At 71.3% G+C, this 21629-nt stretch carries 25 protein-coding genes; 19 read left to right on the top strand and 6 right to left on the bottom strand.

Features of this window, described 5'->3' with window-relative positions; translation table 11 throughout:
• Positions 1-11: 11 nt before the first annotated feature.
• Positions 12-761 carry an IclR family transcriptional regulator gene (locus FHX71_RS25820; RefSeq protein ID WP_182620365.1) on the top strand — a complete coding sequence of 250 codons (750 nt, stop codon included), beginning with the start codon at positions 12-14 and terminating at the stop codon, positions 759-761.
• A gap of 329 nt (positions 762-1090) precedes the next feature.
• Here the strand turns inward: FHX71_RS25820 and FHX71_RS25815 are convergent, their stop codons facing one another.
• Positions 1091-3652: an ATP-dependent Clp protease ATP-binding subunit gene (locus FHX71_RS25815; protein ID WP_182620364.1), complete on the bottom strand. Its 2562-nt coding sequence runs from the start codon at positions 3650-3652 to the stop codon at positions 1091-1093.
• A 296-nt stretch (positions 3653-3948) separates the two neighbouring features.
• On the opposite strand from FHX71_RS25815, the gene FHX71_RS25810 reads away from it, so the two are divergent.
• From FHX71_RS25810 to FHX71_RS25800, 3 genes are all read left to right on the top strand, one after another.
• Positions 3949-4569 carry a hypothetical protein gene (locus tag FHX71_RS25810; protein WP_182620363.1) on the top strand — a complete coding sequence of 207 codons (621 nt, stop codon included), beginning with the start codon at positions 3949-3951 and terminating at the stop codon, positions 4567-4569.
• A 34-nt stretch (positions 4570-4603) separates the two neighbouring features.
• Positions 4604-5464 (top strand): hypothetical protein, encoded by an 861-nt coding sequence (locus FHX71_RS25805; RefSeq protein ID WP_182620362.1) that lies wholly within the window; start codon positions 4604-4606, stop codon positions 5462-5464.
• A 94-nt stretch (positions 5465-5558) separates the two neighbouring features.
• The gene (locus FHX71_RS25800) at positions 5559-6164 is read left to right on the top strand and encodes an alpha/beta hydrolase family protein (RefSeq protein WP_182620361.1); all 606 of its coding nucleotides are present in this window, start codon (positions 5559-5561) and stop codon (positions 6162-6164) included.
• Positions 6165-6191: 27 nt separating this feature from the next.
• On the opposite strand, the gene def is transcribed toward FHX71_RS25800, so the two are convergent.
• Positions 6192-6881, bottom strand: coding sequence for a peptide deformylase (gene def / locus FHX71_RS25795; RefSeq protein ID WP_182620360.1), 690 nt, complete (start codon positions 6879-6881; stop codon positions 6192-6194).
• A 23-nt stretch (positions 6882-6904) separates the two neighbouring features.
• Here def and FHX71_RS25790 point away from each other — a divergent pair, with 23 nt between their 5' ends.
• Together FHX71_RS25790 and FHX71_RS25785 are read left to right on the top strand one after the other, a co-directional pair.
• Positions 6905-7342, top strand: coding sequence for a ribosomal maturation YjgA family protein (locus FHX71_RS25790; RefSeq protein ID WP_182620359.1), 438 nt, complete (start codon positions 6905-6907; stop codon positions 7340-7342).
• 136 nt (positions 7343-7478) lie between these two features.
• Positions 7479-7865 carry a DoxX family protein gene (locus FHX71_RS25785; protein WP_182620358.1) on the top strand — a complete coding sequence of 129 codons (387 nt, stop codon included), beginning with the start codon at positions 7479-7481 and terminating at the stop codon, positions 7863-7865.
• A 45-nt stretch (positions 7866-7910) separates the two neighbouring features.
• Here FHX71_RS25785 and FHX71_RS25780 read toward each other — a convergent pair whose 3' ends face one another.
• Positions 7911-9047: an aminopeptidase P family protein gene (locus FHX71_RS25780; RefSeq protein ID WP_182620357.1), complete on the bottom strand. Its 1137-nt coding sequence runs from the start codon at positions 9045-9047 to the stop codon at positions 7911-7913.
• On the bottom strand, positions 9044-10567 hold the full coding sequence (locus tag FHX71_RS25775; protein ID WP_182620356.1) for an MFS transporter: 1524 nt from the start codon (positions 10565-10567) through the stop codon (positions 9044-9046). The genes FHX71_RS25780 and FHX71_RS25775 overlap by 4 nt, the downstream gene beginning before the upstream one ends.
• A gap of 116 nt (positions 10568-10683) precedes the next feature.
• Between FHX71_RS25775 and FHX71_RS25770 the strand changes: the two genes are divergently transcribed.
• Together FHX71_RS25770 and FHX71_RS25765 are read left to right on the top strand one after the other, a co-directional pair.
• Positions 10684-11649, top strand: a complete 966-nt coding sequence (locus FHX71_RS25770; RefSeq protein ID WP_182620355.1) for an alpha/beta hydrolase — start codon at positions 10684-10686, stop codon at positions 11647-11649.
• 777 nt (positions 11650-12426) lie between these two features.
• On the top strand, positions 12427-12657 hold the full coding sequence (locus tag FHX71_RS25765) for a hypothetical protein (RefSeq protein WP_182620354.1): 231 nt from the start codon (positions 12427-12429) through the stop codon (positions 12655-12657).
• A gap of 35 nt (positions 12658-12692) precedes the next feature.
• Here the strand turns inward: FHX71_RS25765 and FHX71_RS25760 are convergent, their stop codons facing one another.
• The gene (locus tag FHX71_RS25760; RefSeq protein WP_182620353.1) at positions 12693-13490 is read right to left on the bottom strand and encodes a hypothetical protein; all 798 of its coding nucleotides are present in this window, start codon (positions 13488-13490) and stop codon (positions 12693-12695) included.
• Positions 13487-14311: a hypothetical protein gene (locus FHX71_RS25755; protein ID WP_182620352.1), complete on the bottom strand. Its 825-nt coding sequence runs from the start codon at positions 14309-14311 to the stop codon at positions 13487-13489. The genes FHX71_RS25760 and FHX71_RS25755 overlap by 4 nt, the downstream gene beginning before the upstream one ends.
• Before the next feature lie 124 nt (positions 14312-14435).
• Here FHX71_RS25755 and FHX71_RS25750 point away from each other — a divergent pair, with 124 nt between their 5' ends.
• From FHX71_RS25750 to FHX71_RS25700, 11 genes are all read left to right on the top strand, one after another.
• Positions 14436-14873, top strand: a complete 438-nt coding sequence (locus tag FHX71_RS25750) for a plasmid replication, integration and excision activator (RefSeq protein ID WP_182620351.1) — start codon at positions 14436-14438, stop codon at positions 14871-14873.
• A gap of 3 nt (positions 14874-14876) precedes the next feature.
• A complete protein-coding gene (locus FHX71_RS25745; RefSeq protein ID WP_182620350.1) occupies positions 14877-15182 on the top strand; it encodes a hypothetical protein in 306 nt (101 codons plus the stop codon).
• The gene (locus FHX71_RS25740) at positions 15182-15430 is read left to right on the top strand and encodes a hypothetical protein (protein ID WP_182620349.1); all 249 of its coding nucleotides are present in this window, start codon (positions 15182-15184) and stop codon (positions 15428-15430) included. The genes FHX71_RS25745 and FHX71_RS25740 overlap by 1 nt, the downstream gene beginning before the upstream one ends.
• Positions 15430-15675: a hypothetical protein gene (locus FHX71_RS25735; RefSeq protein ID WP_182620348.1), complete on the top strand. Its 246-nt coding sequence runs from the start codon at positions 15430-15432 to the stop codon at positions 15673-15675. The genes FHX71_RS25740 and FHX71_RS25735 overlap by 1 nt, the downstream gene beginning before the upstream one ends.
• The gene (locus FHX71_RS25730; protein WP_182620347.1) at positions 15675-15917 is read left to right on the top strand and encodes a hypothetical protein; all 243 of its coding nucleotides are present in this window, start codon (positions 15675-15677) and stop codon (positions 15915-15917) included. Before FHX71_RS25735 ends, FHX71_RS25730 begins: the two co-directional genes overlap by 1 nt.
• Complete coding sequence (locus tag FHX71_RS25725) at positions 15917-16159, top strand: hypothetical protein (RefSeq protein WP_182620346.1); 243 nt, start codon at positions 15917-15919, stop codon at positions 16157-16159. The genes FHX71_RS25730 and FHX71_RS25725 overlap by 1 nt, the downstream gene beginning before the upstream one ends.
• Positions 16156-17802, top strand: a complete 1647-nt coding sequence (locus FHX71_RS25720) for an FtsK/SpoIIIE domain-containing protein (RefSeq protein WP_182620345.1) — start codon at positions 16156-16158, stop codon at positions 17800-17802. Before FHX71_RS25725 ends, FHX71_RS25720 begins: the two co-directional genes overlap by 4 nt.
• A 2-nt stretch (positions 17803-17804) precedes the next feature.
• A complete protein-coding gene (locus tag FHX71_RS25715) occupies positions 17805-18494 on the top strand; it encodes a DUF2637 domain-containing protein (protein WP_182620344.1) in 690 nt (229 codons plus the stop codon).
• Positions 18491-18778 (top strand): WhiB family transcriptional regulator, encoded by a 288-nt coding sequence (locus FHX71_RS25710; protein WP_182620343.1) that lies wholly within the window; start codon positions 18491-18493, stop codon positions 18776-18778. The genes FHX71_RS25715 and FHX71_RS25710 overlap by 4 nt, the downstream gene beginning before the upstream one ends.
• The gene (locus FHX71_RS25705) at positions 18775-20343 is read left to right on the top strand and encodes a replication initiator (RefSeq protein ID WP_182620342.1); all 1569 of its coding nucleotides are present in this window, start codon (positions 18775-18777) and stop codon (positions 20341-20343) included. The genes FHX71_RS25710 and FHX71_RS25705 overlap by 4 nt, the downstream gene beginning before the upstream one ends.
• Before the next feature lie 180 nt (positions 20344-20523).
• On the top strand, positions 20524-21606 hold the full coding sequence (locus tag FHX71_RS25700) for a tyrosine-type recombinase/integrase (RefSeq protein WP_182620341.1): 1083 nt from the start codon (positions 20524-20526) through the stop codon (positions 21604-21606).
• The last annotated feature ends 23 nt before the right edge of the window (positions 21607-21629 follow it).

Raw genomic sequence — 21629 nt, 5'->3', positions numbered from 1 at the left:
GAGGGAGCCCCATGGATGCCAGCCCGCTCGGCAGCGTCGACAAGGCGCTGCTGGCCCTCGACACCCTCGCGGGCTTCGGCGCCGCGGGCGCGCCGCTGGCGGCGCTGGCCCAGGCGGTCGGCGTCAGCAAGCCCACGCTGCACCGCACGCTCGCCGCGCTGCGGCACCGCGGGTACGCCGAGCAGACGGCGGACGGCGCCTACCGCCTCGGCCCCTCCGCCCTGGCACTGGGCAGCTCGTACCTGGCCGAGGAGAACCTCCCCGCGCTGCTGCACCCGGCCCTGACCGCGCTGAGCGCCGAGGTCGACGAGCTGGTGCACCTCGGCGTGCTCGCCGGCCGCGAGGTGGTCTACCTGGACAAGGTCGAGCCGCAGCGCGCGGTCCGCGTGTGGTCCGCGGTCGGACGACGGCGCCCCGCCGCGACGACCGCCCTGGGCCGGGCGCTGCTGTCGGTGCAGGACCTCGACGACACGGCGCTGGACCGGCTGGCCGGCTCGGACACGGGGTCGGCGCACCTGCGCGACGTGCTGGCCGAGGCCCGGCGGAGCGGCGTCGCGGGCGAGACCGAGGAGAACGAGCGCGGCATCGCCTGCGTCGCGATCCCGCTGCTGCGGGCCGGCCGCGGCGTCGCGGCGGTCAGCATCACGGCGCCGGTCGAGCGGCTGCGGGGCGCGGCCCGGGCGGAGCGGGTCGGCGCGCTGCGGGAGCTGCTGCCGCCCCTGCTCCCGGCGGGCTTGTCGGTCCCGCCGCGGGCCGCCTGACGGCTGGCGCCAACACCACCCACCTGACCCGCCCTCCCGGCCCCGCCGAGTCAGTCGCGTGGTCCGCCCACCCACCTGACTCGGCGTCGTAGGCATGGCGAGTCAGGAGGTTGGTCGGGCCGCACCCGCGAGCCGGGCCGCAACAGTGGTGCGCTTCTACCCAGCGATTACGCCCAGAATCGGGCTGATTCCGGGCGCAATCGCGGGGTAGAAGCGCACCTTCGGCCGCGCCCCGCGCTGAGCGCCGTCCGGCGCCGGGCATGACGAAGGCCCGGCCACCCCCTGCGGGGTGGCCGGGCCTTGTGTCAGGACCGGGTCCTACCGGGCGATCACGCCCCGCCGGCCGCCATCTGGCCCGACGGCGGCAGGTCGCGCGGCACCAGTCCGGCGCCCGCGGGCACCGACTGGGGCTCGGCCGGGGTCGGACGACGACGCTCGTCGCGCTCCGTACCACGGAACGTGAACTCGCCGAGGATGCCCTCGCCCTCGCCGTCGACGATCACCAGCTGACCAGCCGTGAGGTCGCCGAACAGGATCTTCTCGGACAGCGTGTCCTCGATCTCCCGCTGGATCGCCCGCTTGAGCGGACGGGCGCCGAGCACCGGGTCGTAACCCTTCTCCGCCAGCAGACGCTTGGCGGCGGGGGTCAGCTCGATGCCCATGTCCCGGTCGCGCAGGCGACGGTCGAGCTTCGCGATCTCCAGGTCGACGATCTCGATGATCTCGTCCTGCGAGAGCTGCGGGAACACGACCACGTCGTCGACGCGGTTGAGGAACTCGGGCCGGAAGTGCTGCTTGAGCTCCTCGTTGACCTTGGCCTTCATGCGCTCGTAGGAGGTCACCAGGTCGCCGCCGGCGTTGAAGCCGGTCTGGACGCCCTTGGCGATGTCCCGCGTGCCCAGGTTGGTGGTCATGATGATCACGGTGTTCTTGAAGTCGACCACGCGACCCTGCGAGTCCGTGAGGCGACCGTCCTCGAGCACCTGCAGCAGCGAGTTGAAGATGTCGGCGTGCGCCTTCTCCACCTCGTCGAACAGGACCACGGAGAACGGCTTGCGCCGCACCTTCTCGGTGAGCTGGCCACCCTCGTCGTAGCCGACGTATCCGGGCGGGGAGCCGAACAGTCGCGAGACCGTGTGCTTCTCCGAGAACTCGGACATGTCGAGCTGGATGAGCGCGTCCTCGTCACCGAACAAGAACTCGGCGAGCGCCTTGGCGAGCTCGGTCTTACCGACACCCGTGGGGCCGGCGAAGATGAACGAGCCACCGGGACGCTTCGGGTCCTTGAGGCCGGCCCGCGTACGGCGGATGGCCTGCGACAGGGCCTTGATGGCGGTCTCCTGGCCGACGACCCGCTTGTGCAGCTCGTCCTCCATGTGGAGCAGCCGGCTGGACTCCTCCTCGGTGAGCTTGACGACCGGGATGCCCGTGGACATCGCGAGGACCTCGGCGATCAGCTCGTCGTCGACCTCCGCGACCGTGTCCAGGTCACCCGACTTCCAGGCCTTCTCCTTGTCCGCGCGGACCTGCGTGAGCTGCTTCTCCTTGTCACGCAGCCCGGCGGCCTTCTCGAAGTCCTGCTCGTCGATCGCCGACTCCTTCTCGCGGCGCGCCTCGGCGATGGACTCGTCGAGCTCCTTGAGCTCGGGCGGCGCCGTCATGCGACGGATGCGGAGGCGGGCCCCGGCCTCGTCGATCAGGTCGATCGCCTTGTCCGGGAGGAACCGGTCGTTGATGTACCGGTCCGCGAGCGTGGCCGCGGAGACCAGCGCGGAGTCCGTGATGGACACGCGGTGGTGCGCCTCGTAGCGGTCGCGCAGACCCTTGAGGATCTCGATGGCGTGCTCGAGCGACGGCTCCGACACCTGGATCGGCTGGAAGCGACGCTCCAGGGCCGGGTCCTTCTCGACGTACTTGCGGTACTCGTCGAGGGTGGTGGCACCGATCGTCTGCAGCTCACCGCGAGCCAGCATGGGCTTCAGGATGGAGGCGGCGTCGATCGCGCCCTCGGCGGCACCCGCACCCACCAGGGTGTGGATCTCGTCGATGAACAGGATGATGTCGCCGCGCGTGCGGATCTCCTTGAGCACCTTCTTGAGGCGCTCCTCGAAGTCACCGCGGTAGCGCGAGCCGGCCACGAGGGCGCCCAGGTCCAGCGTGTAGAGCTGCTTGTCCTTGAGCGTCTCGGGGACGTCGCCCTTGACGATGTCCTGTGCGAGGCCCTCGACGACGGCCGTCTTGCCGACGCCGGGCTCACCGATCAGCACCGGGTTGTTCTTGGTGCGGCGGGACAGCACCTGCATGACCCGCTCGATCTCCTGCGTGCGCCCGATGACCGGGTCGAGCTTGCCCTCGCGCGCGGCCTGGGTGAGGTTGCGGCCGAACTGGTCGAGCACGGCCGAGCCCGCGGGCTGACCTTCCTGAGGGCCACCGGCGGAGACAGGCTCCTTGCCCTGGTAGCCGCTCAGCAGCTGGATGACCTGCTGGCGCACCTTGTTCAGGTCGGCACCCATCTTGGTGAGCACCTGTGCTGCCACGCCCTCACCCTCGCGGATGAGACCGAGCAGGATGTGCTCCGTGCCGATGTAGTTGTGGCCGAGCTGCAGCGCCTCGCGGAGCGACAGCTCAAGGACCTTCTTGGCGCGGGGCGTGAACGGGATGTGCCCGCTCGGCGCCTGCTGCCCCTCACCGATGATCTCGGTGACCTGGGTGCGGACGCCGTCGAGCGAGATCCCGAGCGACTCCAGCGCCTTGGCGGCTACGCCCTCACCCTCGTGGATGAGGCCGAGCAGGATGTGCTCCGTGCCGATGTAGTTGTGGTTCAGCATCCGCGCCTCTTCCTGGGCGAGGACGACGACCCGACGGGCGCGATCCGTAAATCTCTCGAACATGTGCTGCTCCCTCACGAGCGGCGTACACCTGCACCGGCGGTACCAGGCCTGACCGCAATGACTCTATGCGCTCCCAACGCGCCCATGTACCGGTTGATGCCCATGTTCGCCAGGGGCGTGACGATGGACCACCCGCGAACGGCAAAGTCCGACCCGGCGCGCGGCGACACGCCCGGGTGAGCGGCAACGACGGCGAGTCCGGGCTGATTCCGGGCTGATTCCGGCGAAGGTCGTTGACGCCTCCCCGCGCACCCGGCAGTCTCGTTCTCAGACCCGCACCCGCGCCGGGAGGCCACATGGCGGACGAACCGAGCCCGACCCCCGAGTCCTGGGAACAGATCGTCGCGCGCTTCGCGCGCTTCTCCGGTGTCGTCGGCGAGGTGGACGACCCGTTGACCTGGGGGCTCGATCTCGTCGAGGAAGAGGTCACCGGGGTGTCCGACAGCACGGACCCCACGGAGGAGCGCTTCCTGCGCTCCTATCGGACGTTCGCCGGCGAGACCGTGGAGGTCGAGACCCTCCGCGTCCCGGCCACGCCCGCGCAGATCGAGGACATCGTCCGTGCCGCGTGCAGCGGGGCCCTCGTCGCGCCGCTGCACGCCGACGTCGACCCGGGCGCCTCGCCCGAGGTGGCCGACGTGACCGAGCTCGCCGAGTCGTACCAGGACTACCGCAGCGCGATGCGCGCGATCGTCGCCGAGGTCGACGACGTCCCGTGCGAGAGCCGCCAGTTCCACGTCGACGGCACGGCCAAGCGCTGCATGCGGGTCACCGTGCGCAACGTGACCGCCGTCTACTCGCCGGCCGCCGACCGTGGCCTGGTGGTCACGGGCCCCGTCGACCTGGTGGACCGGATCGACGTCATCACGCGGCCCATCCGCAACCTGCTCCACGGCGAGGAAGGGCCACGGTTCTGAACCGCGGCGCGGCCACGGCGATAGGATCGCCGCCGTGATCCGCCCTTCTGCCTCCGCCGTGGCGCTGCGGCCCACGGCACGGCACGCCCCCGTACGACGTCGGCTCCTGCTGACGCTGCTCCTGCTGGTGGTGCTCGCCCTGGTGGGCACGGCCGCCGTCGGGCAGCGCGCCGTGGCCGCGGAGGCCTACGCCGACAACATCTGGGTGAGCGCCGACGGCGTGGCCTTCGAGCGAGGCCGCGAGAGCGACCAGGTCACGTACGTGGTGCGGTCGCTCTCGTCGAAGAGCGCCCGCTCGTACTCCCGCGACCTGACCCGGAACGAGCAGTCCAGCGGCTGGACGTCGTTCTGGGAGGCCCGGCGGGCGTACCCGGACGGCTACTGCGTGGTCTGGGTCGAGGTGGAGGACGCCAGCAACTGGCACGAGTCGGGCGGCAACACCATGTGCACCGCCGCCGAGCAGGCCCCGGCGCCGACCGCGACGTCCACCCCCACGCCGACGCCCGCCCCCGCGGAGACCGAGGAACCGGCCCCGACGCCGACCGCGCCCGCCGTGGCCGAGCCCGCCGGGCCCGCCCAGCCGGCCGGTCCGGCCGAGCCCGACCGACCGGCGCAGGACCCCACGCCGACCCCGACGCCGACGGCTGCTCCCAGCCCGACGTCGTCCCCGACGCCCGCGAGCACGCCTTCCCCCACGCCCACCCCCTCGCCGTCGGACACGTCGGCCGGGGCCGCGGTGGTGCAGAACCTCCAGGGGCGGTCGACGGCGCAGGCGCAGCTGCGGACCGCCGAGGAGGACGACGTGATCTCGCCGCTCGGCTGGGTCGCGGTGCTCGGCGGGGGCACGCTGCTGACCGTCGGCGGCGCGCTCATGCTGCTGCGCCGCCTCACCTGAGACCGCAGCGCCCGAGACCACCTCACCTGAGACCGCAGCACCGGGGACGCCGGCTCGCGCCGCCCGCCGGGGCCGTCCGGGGCAGACTGGGGCGGTGACCACTCCCGCAGGCCTCCTGCTGACCCCCGGAGCGGGCGCGAGCCGCGAGAGCCCGGCCCTCGTCACGGTCGAGCAGACCCTGGCCGACGCCGTCCCGCCGCTGCCCGTCCGGCGCGTCGACTTCCCGTACCGCCTGGAGGGACGCCGGATGCCGGACCGGGCACCGGTCGCCGTCGGGCACCTGCGCACGGAGGCCGCGGCCTGGGCGGACGAGCTCGGCGTCGGCACGGACCGGCTGCTGCTCGGCGGGCGGTCGTACGGCGGGCGGATGTGCTCGATGGCGGTCGCCGAGGGGCTGCCCGCCGCCGGGCTGGTGCTGCTCAGCTACCCGCTGCACCCGCCGGGGCGGCCGGAGAAGCTCCGGGTCGAGCACTTCGGGCAGATCGAGGTGCCCACCCTGTTCGTGTCCGGCGACAAGGACCCGTTCGGCACGCCCGACGAGTTCGCGGAGCACGTCGCCGCGATCCCCGGGCCGGTCACGACCGTGACGCTGTCCGGCGCGCACGACATGCGCGGCGTCGCGCGCGAGAAGGCCGTGGCGCAGGCCGTGGCGACGTGGATCCAGGACGTGTCAGACCCTCAGGTCACCCGGGGGACCTGAGGGTCTGACACGTGCGAGGGGGCGGGTTCAGCGACCGCCGGCCGGCTTCTCGGGGTAGTCCGGCGGGGTCTTGTCCAGCTCGATCGCGATCTCGCGGCGCTCCGCGACGATGTGCGGCCGCTCCTCGTCGCGCTGCTCCAGCGCGTCCGCCTGCAGCTCGGGGCTGAGGTGGTCCCAGTACAGGGTGCCGTCGAGGTGCTGCGACTCGTGGATGAAGCAGCGCGCGAGGTACCCGGTGCCCGAGAGCTGCACCGGGGCGCCGTGCTGGTCCACGCCCCGCACCGTGGCCGCGCCGGGCCGCTCCAGCGGCTCATAGGCGCCGGGCACGGAGAGGCAGCCCTCCTCCTCGGTCTCGGGCTCGGCCTCCAGGTCCTGGGTCAGCACCGGGTTCACCACGTGGCCGACGTGCCGGTCACCGGAGGAGTCCGTGAGGTCGTACACGAAGACCCGCAGGTCCACCCCCACCTGGGGCGCCGCGAGGCCCACGCCCTGGGCCGACTCCATCGTGGCGAACAGGTCGTCGACCAGCCGGGCCAGCTCCGGGGTGGAGAACTCCTCGACGGTCCGCGCGGGGTTGTGCAGCACCGGCTCGCCGATCTCGGTGATGCGCAGCACGTGACCGCGGTCCACCTCCGGGGCGGTCGCGGGGTACTCCTCGACCGGCTCACCGAGCAGGTACGTGACGGGTTTGCGTCGTCGGGGGCGGGTCCATGCCATGGCAGAGAGGGTACCTTCGCCGCATGCAGTCCACCCCGACCGCCCCGACCGCCCTGGCCGCGCTCCGCCGTCGGGCCGCGCCGGCCGTCGCGGCCGTGCTGACCGTGGCCGCGGGCCTGTCCGTGCGCTCGGTGCTCGACGGCGACGTCGCGAAGTACGCGGGCGACGCCCTCTACGCCCTGCTGATCTTCTGGCTGGTGCTGGTGGTCGCGCCGCGCACGCGCGGGTGGGTGGCCGCGGCGGTGGCGTGCGCGGTGAGCGTGGGCGTCGAGCTCTTCCAGCTCACGGGCATCCCCGCGGAGCTGGGCGCGCACAGCGTGCTCGCCCGGCTGGTGCTCGGCACCACCTTCAACGCGCCCGACCTGCCGTTCTACGCGGTGGGCGCGCTGCTGGGCTGGGCCCTGCACGGTCTGGCCGGGCGGTCGCGCAGGCAGTTCCGCGGGCGGTCCGCCCGGCGGTAGGGCGGACGACGACGGGGCCGTTGCGCGCGGGACCGTCTCACGCACGGGCACGTCGTCGCGGGCGGGCACGTCGTCACGCACGGGGCGCCTGTCTCGTCGGCGGGACGACAGCGACCGTCGCTGTGAGAGGAACTCGATGAACATCGCCCTGTGGACCGTGGCCGGACTGCTCGCGCTCGCCTACGTCGCGGGTGGTGGCGTGAAGGTGGTCCTGAGCAAGGAGAAGATCTTCGCGTCCGGGCCCGCCGCGGCGTGGGTCGAGGACTTCCGACCGGGGACCGTCCGGGCCATCGGGGTGCTCGAGGTGCTGGGCGGGCTCGGCCTCGTGCTGCCCGCCCTGCTCGGGGTCGCGACCGGCCTGGTGCCGCTGGCCGCCCTCGGCCTGGCGATGATCATGGTGGGCGCCGCCGTCACCCGCCTCAGCCGTGGCGAGTACCGGCTCATGCTGCTGGACCTGACGTACCTAGTCCTGGCCGGGTTCGTCGCGTGGGGCAGGTTCGGGCCCGAGGCGTTCGTCGCCTGATCGCCGGACCAGCTCGGCGCGCCCGGCTCACCCGGCGCGCTCTGCTCACTCGACGATCCGGAGCCCGTGGTCGGTGGTGTTCAGGCGGCGCGCGCCGTCCGGGGTGACCGTGACGATGTCCTCGATCCGCACGCCGAAGCTCCCCGGCAGGTAGACGCCGGGCTCGACCGAGAAGCACATGCCGGGAACCATCGGCAGCTCCTCCCCCTCGATCATGTACGGCGGCTCGTGGGTGGTGACGCCGATGCCGTGGCCGGTGCGGTGGATGAACTGCTCGCCGTACCCGGCCTCGGTGATCAGCCGCCGCGCGGCCCGGTCCACCTCCTGACAGGCGACCCCCGGCCGTACGGCCTCGACGCCGGCCTGCTGGGCGCGGCGCACGACCTCGTGCACCTCACGGATCTGCGCGGTGGGCTCGCCGACGCAGACCGTGCGGCTCGTGTCAGAGCCGTAGCCGAACATCAGGCCGCCGAAGTCGAGCACGACGCAGTCGCCCTCCTGGATCTTGCGCACCCCCGCCTCGTGGTGCGGGTTGGCGCCGTTGGGCCCGGACCCGACGACGGTGAAGTCGACCTGCTCGTGGCCGTGGGCGCGCAGCAGGTCGGCGAGGTCGGCCGCGACGTCGGTCTCCCGACGTCCCGCGAAGCGCACGCGCAGGATCTCCTCGTAGGTCGCGTCGGCTGCGGCCCCGGCGGCGGCCAGGCGGGCCAGCTCGTTGTCGTCCTTGACGGCCCGCAGCATCGGGAGCCGCCGGGTCAGGGACTCGTAGCGCGACCCGGGCAGCGCCGACTGGAGGCCCAGCAGGTGCATGGCCCACGTGTTGTCGGAGACACCGTACGTGCCGTCCGGCCGCAGCAGCCCGCGCACGACGTCGTAGGGGTCGACGCCGTCCGTCCAGCCCGTGATCGTCGTGGCGGGCGCGCCCTCGGCCCGTTCGGCGTCGGGCCGCTCCAGGGTCGGGACGAGCAGCGTGGGCTCCCGGTCCGTGGTGAGCAGGAGCATCGTCAGGCGCTCGGTGATCGCCGTCGGCTGGTAGCCGGTGAGCCAGACCAGGTCCGGGCCGGGCGCGACCAGGACGCCGTCGAGGCCGGCCGCGCGGCCGTCGTCGACCACCCGGGCCATCCGGGCGGCGTAGTCCCGGCTGGTGAACGGGACGGCGGTGAGGGGTTCCGCGGTGCTCATGACGTCTCTCCCGAGGGCTGGTCGACGGACGTGGCGTCCCCGGCCGCCGCCGGCGCGGCGGCGGTCGTGGGCAGCGTGTGCAGGTGGGCGGCGGCCGCCGCGGCCGAGTCGGAGACGCCGGGCCGGCCGGCCGGGTACCGCACGATGACGACGATAGCGAGCAGCAGGCCGAGCGCGCTGAACACGGCCATCACCCACGACGCGGCGGCGAGGCCGGACGAGAGGGCGTCCGGGTCCGCGGCGCCGTCGGCCACCTGGTTGGCGGTGACGGTGGCGTAGATGGTGGCCGCGAGCGCGGTCGCCACCGCGGCCCCGACGTAGCGGGCCATGTTGGAGAAGCCGGAGGCCTCGCCCACCTGGTCGGGCGACACCGACGCCGTGGCCGCCGAGGAGGACGGCCCGTTCGACAGCCCCATGCCGACGGCGATGGCCACCAGGGGGAGCAGGAACGTCAGGTACTGCCAGGACGCGTCGGCGAAGCCGACCGCGACGAACCCCGCCGTCGTGATCGCGAAGCCCGCCCCGATGGCCTGCCGTGGGCCGAACCGGGCGGCGAGCCGGGGCACCAACGGGGCGATGACCACGAGGCCGACCGTCGCAGGCAGGGTGGCCAGGCCCGCCTCCAGCGGCGAGAAGCCCAGGGTCGACGGGTCCTGGAAGTAGAGGCTGAGCAGGTACATCAGCGCGTTGATCGTGCCGGCGCCGATCAGGATGGCGATGGTCGCGCCGACCAGGGTCCGGTTGCGCAGCAGGGCCAGGTCCAGGAGCGGGGCCGCGACCCGGCGCTCGGTGCGGACGAAGCCCCAGCCCGCCAGGAGCGTGATGGCGAAGCAGGTGAGCGTCGGCACCGAGAACCAGCCCCAGTCGCCGCTCTTGCTGACGCCGAGGATCAGCGGCATCAGGGTCAGGGCGATCAGCAGCGTGCCGAGGTAGTCGACGGACCGGGGCGCGTCGGGATCGCTGGACTCCGCCACCGTGAACCAGGTGAGCACCATGCACAGCACCGCGACGCCGGCGTCGATCCAGAACAGCCCCTGCCAGCCGGTCGCGTCGACGAGCACGCCGCCGACCAGCGGCCCCGCCGCCGCGCCCACGGCCGCCGCGGCGCCCCACAGGGAGACGGCGCGCAGGTTCTCGTCGCCCTTGGTCGCCACCGACAGGAGGCTCAGCCCGCAGGCCAGGATGGTCGCGCCGGCGGCGCCCTGGATGACGCGGCCGGCGATCACCATGCCGCCCGACTGCGCCAGCGCGATGATCACGCAGGAGACCACGAACAGCGCCAAGCCGAGCTGGAAGACCCGCTTGCGGCCGAAGACGTCGCCCAGCGAGCCGGACGTGATGATCACGGCGGCCCCGACGAGCGAGTAGCCGGTCACGGCCCACTGCAGCGTGTCGACCGACATGCCGGTGTCGTCGCTGATCGCCGGCAGCAGGATGCTGACGGCGGAGGTGTTCGCGTTGACGACCAGGGTGGAGACGCACGTCGCCGCGAGCACGCCCCCGGTGCTCGTCGCGCTCATCCGAGGTGCCTCATGGGCCCGACGGTAGGGGTCGCGCGAGGCCCGGCCGTCACCCGATCTGGGTGAGGCGAATTGCCCTGGTGGGCGGCCGCGGCGCGGTCGTAGGTTGGGCCGCGATGAACCTCGGACTCTCCCACCTGATCGACCCCCGTCTCCTGCCCCTCGTCGAGGAGACCAGCGCGTTCTACGCGCATCGCCCGGCCGGCCAGGGCCCCGGCAACCCGGAGGAGCTGCGCGCCGTCCGGGCGCGGCTCGCGAACCCCGCCGCCGCGGACCCGCCGGCCGTCGAGGAGGTCGCGAGCGCGGACGGGCGCAGCGTGCCCGTGCGGATCCACGAACCTGCGGGCACGCCGAGCGCCGGCGTGCTCCTCGAGGTCCACGGCGGCGGGTTCTACATGGGCGCCGCGGCCGCGAGCGACGTCCGCAACCGGACGCTCGCCGACGCGCTCGGCATCACCGTGGTGAGCGTCGACTACCGCCTCGCCCCCGAGCACCCGTGGCCCGCCGCCCCGGACGACTGCGAGACCGCGGCGCTCTGGCTCACCGAGCACATGGCCGAACGGTTCGGCACCAGCAGGCTCGCGATCGGCGGCTTCTCGGCCGGCTCAACCCTCGCGGTGACCACGCTGCTGCGCCTGCGCGACCGGGGAGTCGACGCGGTCGACGCCGCGGTGCTCCAGTTCGGCACCTACGACCTCAGCGCGCGGACGCCGGCGGGACGCCTGATCGCCGACGAGTACTTCCTGGAGGCGTACGCGGGATCGGTCGCGGACCGGACGGTCCCGGACGTCTCGCCGCTCTACGGCGACCTGACCGGCCTGCCGCCCGTGCTGATGGTCGTGGGTGAGGCGGACATCCTGCTGGAGGACAACCTCGCGATGGCCGGGCGTCTCTCGGCGGCCGGCGTCGACGTCGACCTCCGCGTCTACCCCGGTGCCCCGCACGCGTTCACGGGCCACCCGACGCCGATGGGCCGGGCGGGGCTGGACGACATCGAGGGGTGGCTCGGGGAGCGGCTCGGGCGCGCGGAGTACCCCGGCAGTACCAATGGCTCCCCGGATGGCTCACCAGACGGCCCCTGACCAACGAAGAAACCCCGCTCGACCTGGACCGTATGGCCTGGTCGAGCGGGGTTTCTGCGGTCTGAGCCGCCTGTGGGAATCGAACCCACGACCTTCTCATTACGAGAACGTCCCGGGGCGCGACGGGCCGGATTCCTCGCCTCGTTCCGCGTGCATGCGGTGCGCTCGAACCACCATGTTGCTCGCTGGGGGTGCGCGGGGGGTGCGCGGAGTCGGAGCCGTCATCGCGGGTCTGTGACCCAACATGCTCCTGCTTCGGGGTCCCTGTTCCTCCGTCATCCGTTGGCGCGGGGCACGTCTCGGACGTCGGTTCTGCCGGTAGTGCAACAGGTCCCGCTCATCAGGTCTGGTGCCGTGGTGCTGGGTGTCGGCGGGACCTGTTGCGCTGGCGGCGGGTTCGGTGTCAGGGTCCCGGTCAAGCCAATGGATGACGGAGGAACAGGGGCACCGCGGCTCCCCTGCTCCTCTTGATTCCCGGGTGCCCGCCGGAGGCATCAGCTGCAACAACGAGAGACGGTCTCGACCACTGGAGTCGGGACCGTCTCTTCGTCATATTCGGGGCCGGTAGGCCGTCGGGGTGCGGTGGGGTGCGCGGAGGGCCGCTTGCGGCCCGGAGCGCGGGGCCCCATCGCGGGCCCCCGCCGGCCGGACGGCCCAGCGCCGCGCAGCGGCGCCTTGAGCCAGTAAAGAAACTCCTCACGGCTGCTGACACCCGCATGGTTCGTCGGCATACTGTGAGCCGCTTGGGCATCGACGATCTGGGAGCGTGGTGGCGCGATGGAGTCCGGCCTGCTGCTGAAGGTGGCGCTGAGCGTCGTCGGTGCGCTAATCCTCGTGGCGCCGTTCAGCAACCCGAGGCGCTTTCGCGAGCAGGTCTTCCGGAGCCCGGTCGGTGCCTGGATGACCAAGAGGAGGCCGGACCTTACCGAGCGGGTAGTAACCCTCCACACCGTTGCCTTCTTCTTCGGCGTGATCGGCTTGGTCGTTATGGCTTGGATTGTGATCTAGACACTATTTCCGCCGCGTCGCCGGAGAAACGGGCCTTACGGGATCGCGATCACGATGGTCTTGTCGTCGTGGCGCTTCGAGCGCGGCCAGCGTCGGCCGTCCGCGTCCTCAGCCTCTGCGTCCTGGATCCGCTGGAGCACCTGTTCGGGTCCGCGCTCGACCGCCTCGTCGTACAGGTCACGCCATGTCGTGGCGTCGGGGTGGCGTGCCGGGTCGACGCCATCGCTTGCGAGCACGAGTGCTGAGACTCCCGCTCGGCCTTCGGCTGTCGTGATCCCATGGCGTGCGGCTTCGGGTTGGGCTCCGGCTATCCAGTAGCCGTCGGGCCGGTTGCAGTGTCGGGCCTGCTCGGCTTGCAGGTCGAGCAATAGCGCACGGTGGCCGTCGTCGTACCCGTGGCCCTCGGCCAGTCGCTTTCGGTAGGCGGCCCGTTCGTTGACGGCGGCGGTGTCCAACCGGTCATCGGTGTGAACGGCCTCGGTGCCTTCCGCGTAGAGGATGACGCCGTAGCTGTCACCCAGCATGTACGTCTCGACCGTGTCGTTCGACCAGCGGGCCAGAGCGACGGTGCTGGTTGGTGTGCTCTCGGCAGTTAGCCCGTGGGCGTCGCGGACTGCGCGTATCGCCTCCTCCACGGCACCCGCGAGGGAGCCGCCTTGCGGCACCGTCTTCTCGATGGCGTCCGCGAGCTGTTCCGCGTACCAACCTGGATCGTGGGACCGGTCTCCGGCTACGGAGGTCGCCCCGTCGAGCACTGCGGCGAATCTCTCTCCAATGACGTAGCGGTCCTGGTTGCGGGATGCACCGGCAAGTGTTGCGGCGAGTGTCTTCACGAGTGAACCTTCGGCCCCCATAGCGCTTCGGTTTCGGTCACAGTCAGGTCGTCGAAGGTGCTCGCGACGACGAGCGAGAACGGCCGTTCGTTCACGGCGTCGAACAGGTCATCGAGGTTGCGTCGGAGGTACTCCACGGCCCCGATCGACCCGAGCGCGTGTACACCTGCGACGACGAGCACCTGCCGGTTGTTGCGGGTAAGGCGCGCCACGTAGGCGATGTCCCGCGTCTTGTCACCGATGTCATCCCACGGCGAGACGAACACTTCACCGGTCTGCCGATCGGTGATGACCCATCGGCCCTCGCTGTCCGGCTCGAACGACAGATAAGGATCGGACTGGATCGCCTCGGCCGTGACGTGAGAAGACTTCGGGCCGCAGATCGCCACCGCATCGGCGGGCGGTTCCCATTCGCCGCTGGGTGGGATCTCAAAGGAGCGCGGCTGGTGTCCGAGGAGCACAAGCAGTTCTGCCATGGCATCCGCTGCTGCCTGGTCTTCGGCGGCGATGACGCCGAGCGGCCGTTCATCGAGTGCGCGCCGAGGAATTGCCACCGTGACCGGGCCGACGCCGAAGAACGCTCGGGCGACCGGAGGGGCGCTCTTTCGGATCTGTGTGATCCGGCCCTTGGTGATCCCGCTCGCCTTCGCGATATCTGTGTAGGAGCGACCCTCGGCGTACGCGCGGTCGATGGCGGCCTTACGGAGGCGAGCGAGCTCTGCGCTCCGGTTCTTGTAGACGTCGATGAGTTCGGTGGCGCGCTGCGCCTGACGGAGAGGGTCTTTCTCCGCCCTGGTCTGCTCGAACTCGTCGATGTTCATGGTTCCCGAGTTTAGACCCCTTGACGGGGCGGGTCGCGAGGCCTATCTTCATGTTTAGGCCCCTCAACTTCGACGGGTTCACATGACGGGTCGATGTTTAGGCCCCTCAACACCAGGAGACAACATGGCGATGCAGCGACGGTTTGCAGTGGCTCACGAGGACGTGTTCCCCAAGGGAGCGTTCCTGAAGGGCGAGGTCGAGCCCGTGCAGGACTTCAACGCCGACAAGCGCCCCGACGGGTCGCGTCCGCAGCAGCGGGACAAGGACACCGGTCTGCCGCTGTGGCAGGTGGTGGTCCTGGACGCCGACGAGGAGGCGGGCAAGAAGGACACCGCCGTGACCGTGAAGATCGCGGCCCCGCACCAGCCGGTCCCGCCGGAGAACAAGACGCCGTTCCCCTGGACGCCCATCGAGTTCGTGGGCCTGACGGCCCTGCCCTACGTCGACGACAACGGCACCCGGCCGCGCCTGGCCTGGTCGTACAAGGCCGACGACGTGTGCGAGCCCGGCAAGGCCGACGTCCCGACCTCGGCCCGCCCCGACGCGGGCAAGGCGGCCTGACCGATGACCGGCGACAACTGCTCGGGGGCGGGCGCTCCACTACCCGCCCCCACGGGCAGGGCCGAGGCGCTGGGCAACGCGGCGACGTACATGTCTGAGGCCGTGACCGCGCTGAACGGTGCGGCCCGAACCCTCGACCGTGCCGGGGTCTTCGGCACTGCTGAGCAGGTCCGGGGCATGCATGAGCAGGCCGAGACCCTGCACACGGAAATCAGTCTCGCGGCGTCGACCGCGCACCGGGCCGAGCGGCCCGAGTTCTACGACGAGTCCGGCACCTGGGTCGGCCGCCGAGGGAAGGGGAAGAGCTGATGGCAACCAACGAGACGACTGGGCAGGTCAATCAGGAGGTGGTCGACGCCTTGCTGGCCGCCCAGATCGCGGGTGCTCAGGCCTCAGAGGCGTGGAACCGCGCCCAGCGTCACGTGATCGATGTGGCGGTGCTGACCGGGGCATATGACGACCTGATCGAGGACGCCGAGACCACGTCCGGACGGATGTCCCAGACCCGTCACTTGATCGCCGTGCGGCTGCGTATGGAACAGGAGGGGAAGAGCTGATGGCACTGGACGAGACGACCCGACAGGTCAACCAGCGGGCGGTGAACGCGCTGGACGAGGCGAACCACCGCCTTGGTGAGGCGAACTTCAATGTGCTGCGCGCGGTCGAGCCGCTGGCGGGCCTGAGCAAGTACACCAACGCCCACGACCCGGCCCTCGAAGAGCTGCGCGCGGTGGCTACCCGGATCGGTGCCGCGCGTGAGGACGTGGCCCGTCGCCTGCGTGCTGAGGACGAGGGCCAGTGATGACGACCGGCCCCGGCGACGGCGACGTGATGCCGCGCACCGAACAGGAGGCGTGGTGGCAGGTCTCCGGGTGCCTTGGGGAAGCGATCGATGCCCTCGCGTGGGCCCTGACCGTCTTCCCGCAGTCCCCGACCGACCCGGCTACGGCCGACCAGTACGACCGCATGGACCGGGCCTCGGCGGCCCTGGTCGAACAGCTCGATGAGACCAAGCGACGACTCGGACAGAAGGAGATGGGCTGATGCTCAAGCGACAGATCACGAAGAAGGACCACCCCGACCTGCTGGCGGAGATGGGCAAGGACCTGGAGACCTCCCGGGTCATGGTCGGGCGGATGGACCAGTGGGCCACCGAGATTGGCCTGGATGACGTCTCCGAGGCCCTGTACGCCGCGTTCATCGCGCTCAAAGACGCCCAGGAGACCGCCGACCGCGCCTCGCGCACCCTCGCCGACGAGATCGAGAAGGAGGGACGGGACCGATGAGCACCCCGACGACGCCGAACACGGGACTGCGTGCCCGCCTGGACGCCCGAGTCACCTCGGCCCGTACCGCGGTTCGTGCCTCCACGGTGGGTCGCTCCGACTGGATGGGCAAGACGTGGCGGGTCGCGGCGTGGATCGCGTATCGGGACTGGATGTTCACGCGGGCCCTGACCGTGTGGGCTGCCCGGCATTGGATGCCGACCGTGTTCGGCGTCGTCGTCTCGGTCGGCTGGTGGGGCATCCTCACCCTGGCCGAGACCCCCGGGGACCGGATCACCGGCCCGCTCCTGGCGCTGCTGGTCTTCCTGTCCCCGGGGATCGTGCTGGGCCTGTTTGCGATGATCGCACCGGCCCGGTACCGGCGTCGGGTCCACGCGCACAGGATGGCCGCGTACTGGCCCGAGGTCGCCCGCTCCTGCTCCCTGTACCGCGCCGAGCCGGACGGCACCGTCACGGTCTCGAAGCTGCGGCACGTCTCCCACCAGCCCGGCGCGGTCGTGCTCCGGGTCGAGACGTTCCCTGGCCAGACCCCAGACACCCTGCACCGCGCCGCCCCGGCCATCGCTTCGGCGTACCGGGCGCACGGGTTCGAGGTCACCCCGGTCAAGCCCGGCGTCCTGGACCTGGCCCTGTTCACCACCTACCGCATCGCCCCCGTCATGGCTCGCATGCCCGTCCTGGAGGGCGCCAACCCGGACGCCCTGCCCGTCGGCCTGTCCCGGACCGGTCACGTCGCTGAGATGGTCGTGCGGGGCCGTCACACCCTCGTGGCGGGTGCCACCGGTGCCGGTAAGGGGTCGGTGCTGTGGTCGGTCATCGGCGGCCTGGCCCCCGCGATCCACGACGGCACCGTCTGCGCCTGGGGTCTCGACCTCAAGGGCGGCGTGGAACTCGAGATGGGCCGTGCCCTGTTCGGCCGCGTCGCCTACACCACTGAGGACTCGATCGAGGTCCTGCGGGCTCTGATGCGGGTCATCGACCGCCGCAAGGAGTCCATGCGCGGCGTCTCCCGCCTGCACGTCCCGACCTCTGCGGAGCCGCTGCACGTCCTGATGATCGACGAGCTCGCCGACCTGATGGCGTACTCCGAGTTCGAGACCCGGCGTGAGGCCGACCGGCTCATGTCCAAGATCCTGACCCAGGGTCGCGCGCTCGGTGTCGTGGTCGTCTCCTGCGTGCAGAACCCCCGCCAGGAGGCCGTGGGCCAGCGCAACCTCTACCCCCAGAAGATCGCCCTGCGCCTGGACTCCGACGTCGAGTCGGACATGGTGCTCGGCCCGGCCGCACTCCAGGCCCCGGCACACGAAATCTCCCGCTCGGACCCCGGCACCGGGTACCTCGTCCGGGAGGACGGCGCACCGGTAATGGTCCGGTTCGCGTACTGGCCCGACGAACTCATCCGCGAGGTCGCCCAGCGGTACGCCGCCCCGGCCTCCCACGCCGCCCCCGAGCCCCGCGACGGTGCCGACGCTGCCAACGCCTGGGCCGCTGCTGCTCGCCGCACCACGCCGAACGACAACGCGGGCAAGCCCACCAACGAGGACGCTCCCGCGCCTCGTACTCGTACCCGTAAGCCTCGCGCACCGCGCAAGCCCCGCACGACCCGTCCGGCCGTTCCGGCCGCTACCCCTGAGGAGGTCTGATCATGAATCGCACCCCTGGGCCTGTGGCCCGGATCGCGGCCGATTCCCGGCCCGTGCTCGTCTTCACCGTCGTCCTGACTCTGGCTGTCGCACTGGCCTCGTTCGCACTGTCCTTCGCGTCTCTCCGGGATGCCGCGCTGTGGGGTCGGGTGCCGGAGGCGCTGGCGTTCCTCGTGCCCGTCGTCATCGACGCCTCGGTGCTCGTGTACGGCCTGGTGGCCCTCGTGCTGCGCGACCGTGGGCACTCCTCGGCGTGGGCCTGGACCCTGATGTTCGGGTTCACCGTCGTGAGCATCGGCGCGAACGCCGCCCACGCCTACGACGTCGGCCCCGAGCTGCGGACCATCGTCGGCGTCGTCCTGGTGGCGCTGGCCCCGCTCTCAGTCCTGACCTCGACCCACGCCCTGGCGTCTCTCGTGGTCGCTGACCGTCCCGCCATCGAGCCCGCACCGGTGGCCGAGGTGGCCGTGGTCGAGCCGGAGCCGGTGACAGTCATCGAGCCTGCGCCCGTCGTCGAGCCGGAGCCCGTGCCGGTCCCTGAGCCTTTGCCGGCCGAATCGCCCGCTCCGGCCGCAGCCCCGGCTGCCGCTCCTGCTCCGGTTGCTCGGCGTCCGCGTCTTGGTCGGGTCCGTCCGATCACTCAGGACGCCCTGGACCTGCCCGGCCTGAACCTGACGGCGGCCGAAGCATGATCCCCGCCACGGGCTGGATGCTCGGCGCCGCGTGCGCCCGTGAGGGCCTGCGGGATCTGCCCTGGACCGCCGAGGACACCTCCCCCGCCGACCGTGCCCGCATGGCCCGGGTGTGCGCCGCCTGCCCCGTGCTGGCCGCGTGTGAGGTCTCCACGGTCGTCACCGAGACCACGGCCGGGTTCTGGGCTGGGCGTGACCTGACCGTCTGGCCGGAGTCCTCGGCGGCGGTCGCTGTGCAGGACACGCTGCCCGGTCTCGATCTGCCCGAACAGGCAGCAGCATGAACACCGCTCTGACGTTCTCCGGCTTCGGGGAGCACGCACCGTTGGAGGTCGGCCCGGGCGCTCTGGGGTTCGCTACCCAGTCCGCCCGTGGCCGCACCTTCCGCAACGCCCTGGACGCCTTCGCCGACACCGCCGCGGCTGTCGGCTACTGCTCCCACCCGATCCGCCTCAACGGGTCCTCCATGACCGTCGACACCACGACCGGTGAGGTCGTCTCCGAGTACCACTCGGCCGACGCCCCGATGGGCCAGCTCTACCGGCCGTGCGGGAACCGGCGTGCCGACATCTGCCCGGCCTGCTCCCGTGTCTACGCCCGCGACACGTTCGCGATGATCCGATCCGGCCTCCTCGGCGGCAAGACCGTCCCCGAGACCGTCGCAGACGCACCCCTGGTGTTCGCGACCCTGACCGCGCCGTCGTTCGGGCACGTCCACGGCATCCGGAAAAAGGACGGGCACAAGACCGGAGGCACCTGCCGCCCCTTCGACCGCGCCAAGGTCTGCCCGCATGGCCGGTCCAAGTCCTGCATGCGCGTCCACACCGAGAACGACCAGGCTGTTGGCTCGCCGCTGTGCTGGGACTGCTACGACTGGGACACCGCCATCGTCTGGCAGTGGCACGCCCCGGAACTGTGGCGCCGGTTCACGATCGCGCTCCGGCGTGCCCTCGCGTCCTACCTGGGCCTGACGGACACCGAGCTGAAGCACGCGGTCTCCATGCAGTACGCCAAGGTGGCTGAGTACCAGGCGCGCGGGTCCGTTCACTTCCACGCCTTGGTGCGCCTGGACGGTCCGGACGGTCCGGGGTCGATGGCGCCCGTGGACGGGGACACGCTGAAGGGTCTGATCGAGTCTGCCGCTCTCGGGGTGGAGTACGTAGCTGTTCCGGTCGATGGTGCCGACGTGCCGCGCAAACTGGCCTTCGGGGTCCAGGTTGATACGCGGACCGTGAGCACTGGCCTGCCGGGCAGCGTCGCCGACGAAGCACGCTCCAGCGACACTCTCGGCCCGGAACAGGTCGCGGGGTACCTGGCGAAGTACGCCACCAAGTCCACCAACGTCGACCCTGTCGCACCCCGCCCGCATCTGTCCCGCCTGACCCGGCAGTGCCGCCGCCTGGCTGACCGTGCTGCCACCGCCTGCCGTCCGGACGGATACGAGCCGGAGGAGGACGAGGACGGGTGCGTGTGCGGGGAGTGCATCAACTCGCCGTACCGGCTGCTGGCGAAGTGGGCGCACATGCTCGGCTTCAGGGGCCACTTCTCGTCCAAGTCACGCCGCTACTCCGTCACCCTCGGCCGCCTCCGCACCGCTCGGGCCAGGTTCGCCCGCATGGCTGCTGAGGCTGAGCGGGCCGGGGAGCCGCTGGACGTGGCCGACCTGGAACGCCGCCTCCTGGCCGACAACGAGGAAACCACGCTCGTCGTCGAGGGCTCGTGGTCCTACTCCGGGACCGGCTGGGCCAGCAACGGCGAGAAGGAGCTCGCTGAGGCCGCCGCAGCTCGTGCCCGCGAGTACGCGCAGTGGAAGGCAGGTCAGAAGGCTCCACGTGAAACACGACGGTGAGGGGGAAGCGATGGACGAGTACATGACGACTGAGGAAGTGGCTGCCTGGTTGAAGGTCGCGCCGTCCACGGTGTGCCGGTGGCGTATGGCTGGGAAGGGTCCGCGCGTGACGTGGCTATCCCCGTCGCTGCCGCGATACCGGCGTGACCACGTGGCGACCTGGCTGGAAGCGGTAGCAGCGTGAGCATCACCAAGACGGCGACGGGCCGGTTTCGTGCGCAGTTGAAGAACGGTCGTCAGTTCGTGGGGTCGCGCACGTTCGACACCAAGACCGAGGCCAAGAACTGGCTCAACCGGGAACGAGCTGCGCTCGACGGCGGCGTCGATCCCCGGGCGGGCAAGGAACGCCTCCGCCTCGTGCTTGACCGGTGGTTGGCGGTCCGCAAGATCACGGTCGCGAAGAAGACGTACACGGCGGACCTGGACCTGCGGCGGCTCATTCCGACGAGCATGCAGAACGTGCACCTGTCGGCGGTGTCTGAGCGTGAGGTGGCTCGGTCGTTCGAGGTGCTGCTTGCGGGCGGGCTCGCTGACTCGTCCGTGGTCAGGTACCGGGCAAGCCTGTCGGTGTTCTTCGCCTGGTGCGTGCGTGAGCGTCTGGTCGGGAAGAACCCGGTGACCGGCGTCAAGGTGCCCAAGGGCTCTGACGAGCTGACGGAGATGGATCCGTTCACCGAGGACGGCCTGGAGGCGGCCTATCTGGTCTGGCGGATGAAGGACGAGCGCCTGGCGGACATCCTGCTCGTCATGGGCTGGACCGGGCTGCGCTGGGGCGAGATGCGCGCCATGCAGGTGGCGAACTTCGTGGAGGTCCCGACACCGGGTCTGATGGTCCGTCGTAGCCAGCCGGAGGGGTCGCCGGTCAAGGCCACCAAGGGCCGGTCGATGCGCCGCGTGCCGCTCGCTGATCGTGTGCTGTCGATCGTGCAGGGGTTGGCGGACGGTCGTGCTCCGCATGATCTGCTGTTCACGAGCGACGGCGGTTCGCAGCTCTGGCGCACGGCGACGGTCCGCGTTCTGTCGTGGGAGAAGACGGGGCAGGGCCGACGCCTGCACGACCTGCGGCACACTGCCGCGTGCCTCTGGCTGTCCCGCAGCGTCGCTCCGGGAACGGTCCAGGCGTGGTGCGGCCACGAGTCGATCGCGACCACGAACCGGTACCTGCACTTCCTCGGGACCGACGCCGACAAGGCAGGGCTGAACAGGCTGAACAACGACCCGGGGAGCGCGGGGGGTGCGCGAGATGCCCGCAACGGAGCCTGAGATGCAAGAAACCCCGGCCAACC

The sequence above is a fragment of the Promicromonospora sukumoe genome (genome assembly GCF_014137995.1).
Classification (GTDB): domain Bacteria; phylum Actinomycetota; class Actinomycetes; order Actinomycetales; family Cellulomonadaceae; genus Promicromonospora; species Promicromonospora sukumoe.
Note: the sequence above shows the minus strand (reverse complement) of the source record. Positions and strands in the feature narration are given on the sequence as shown.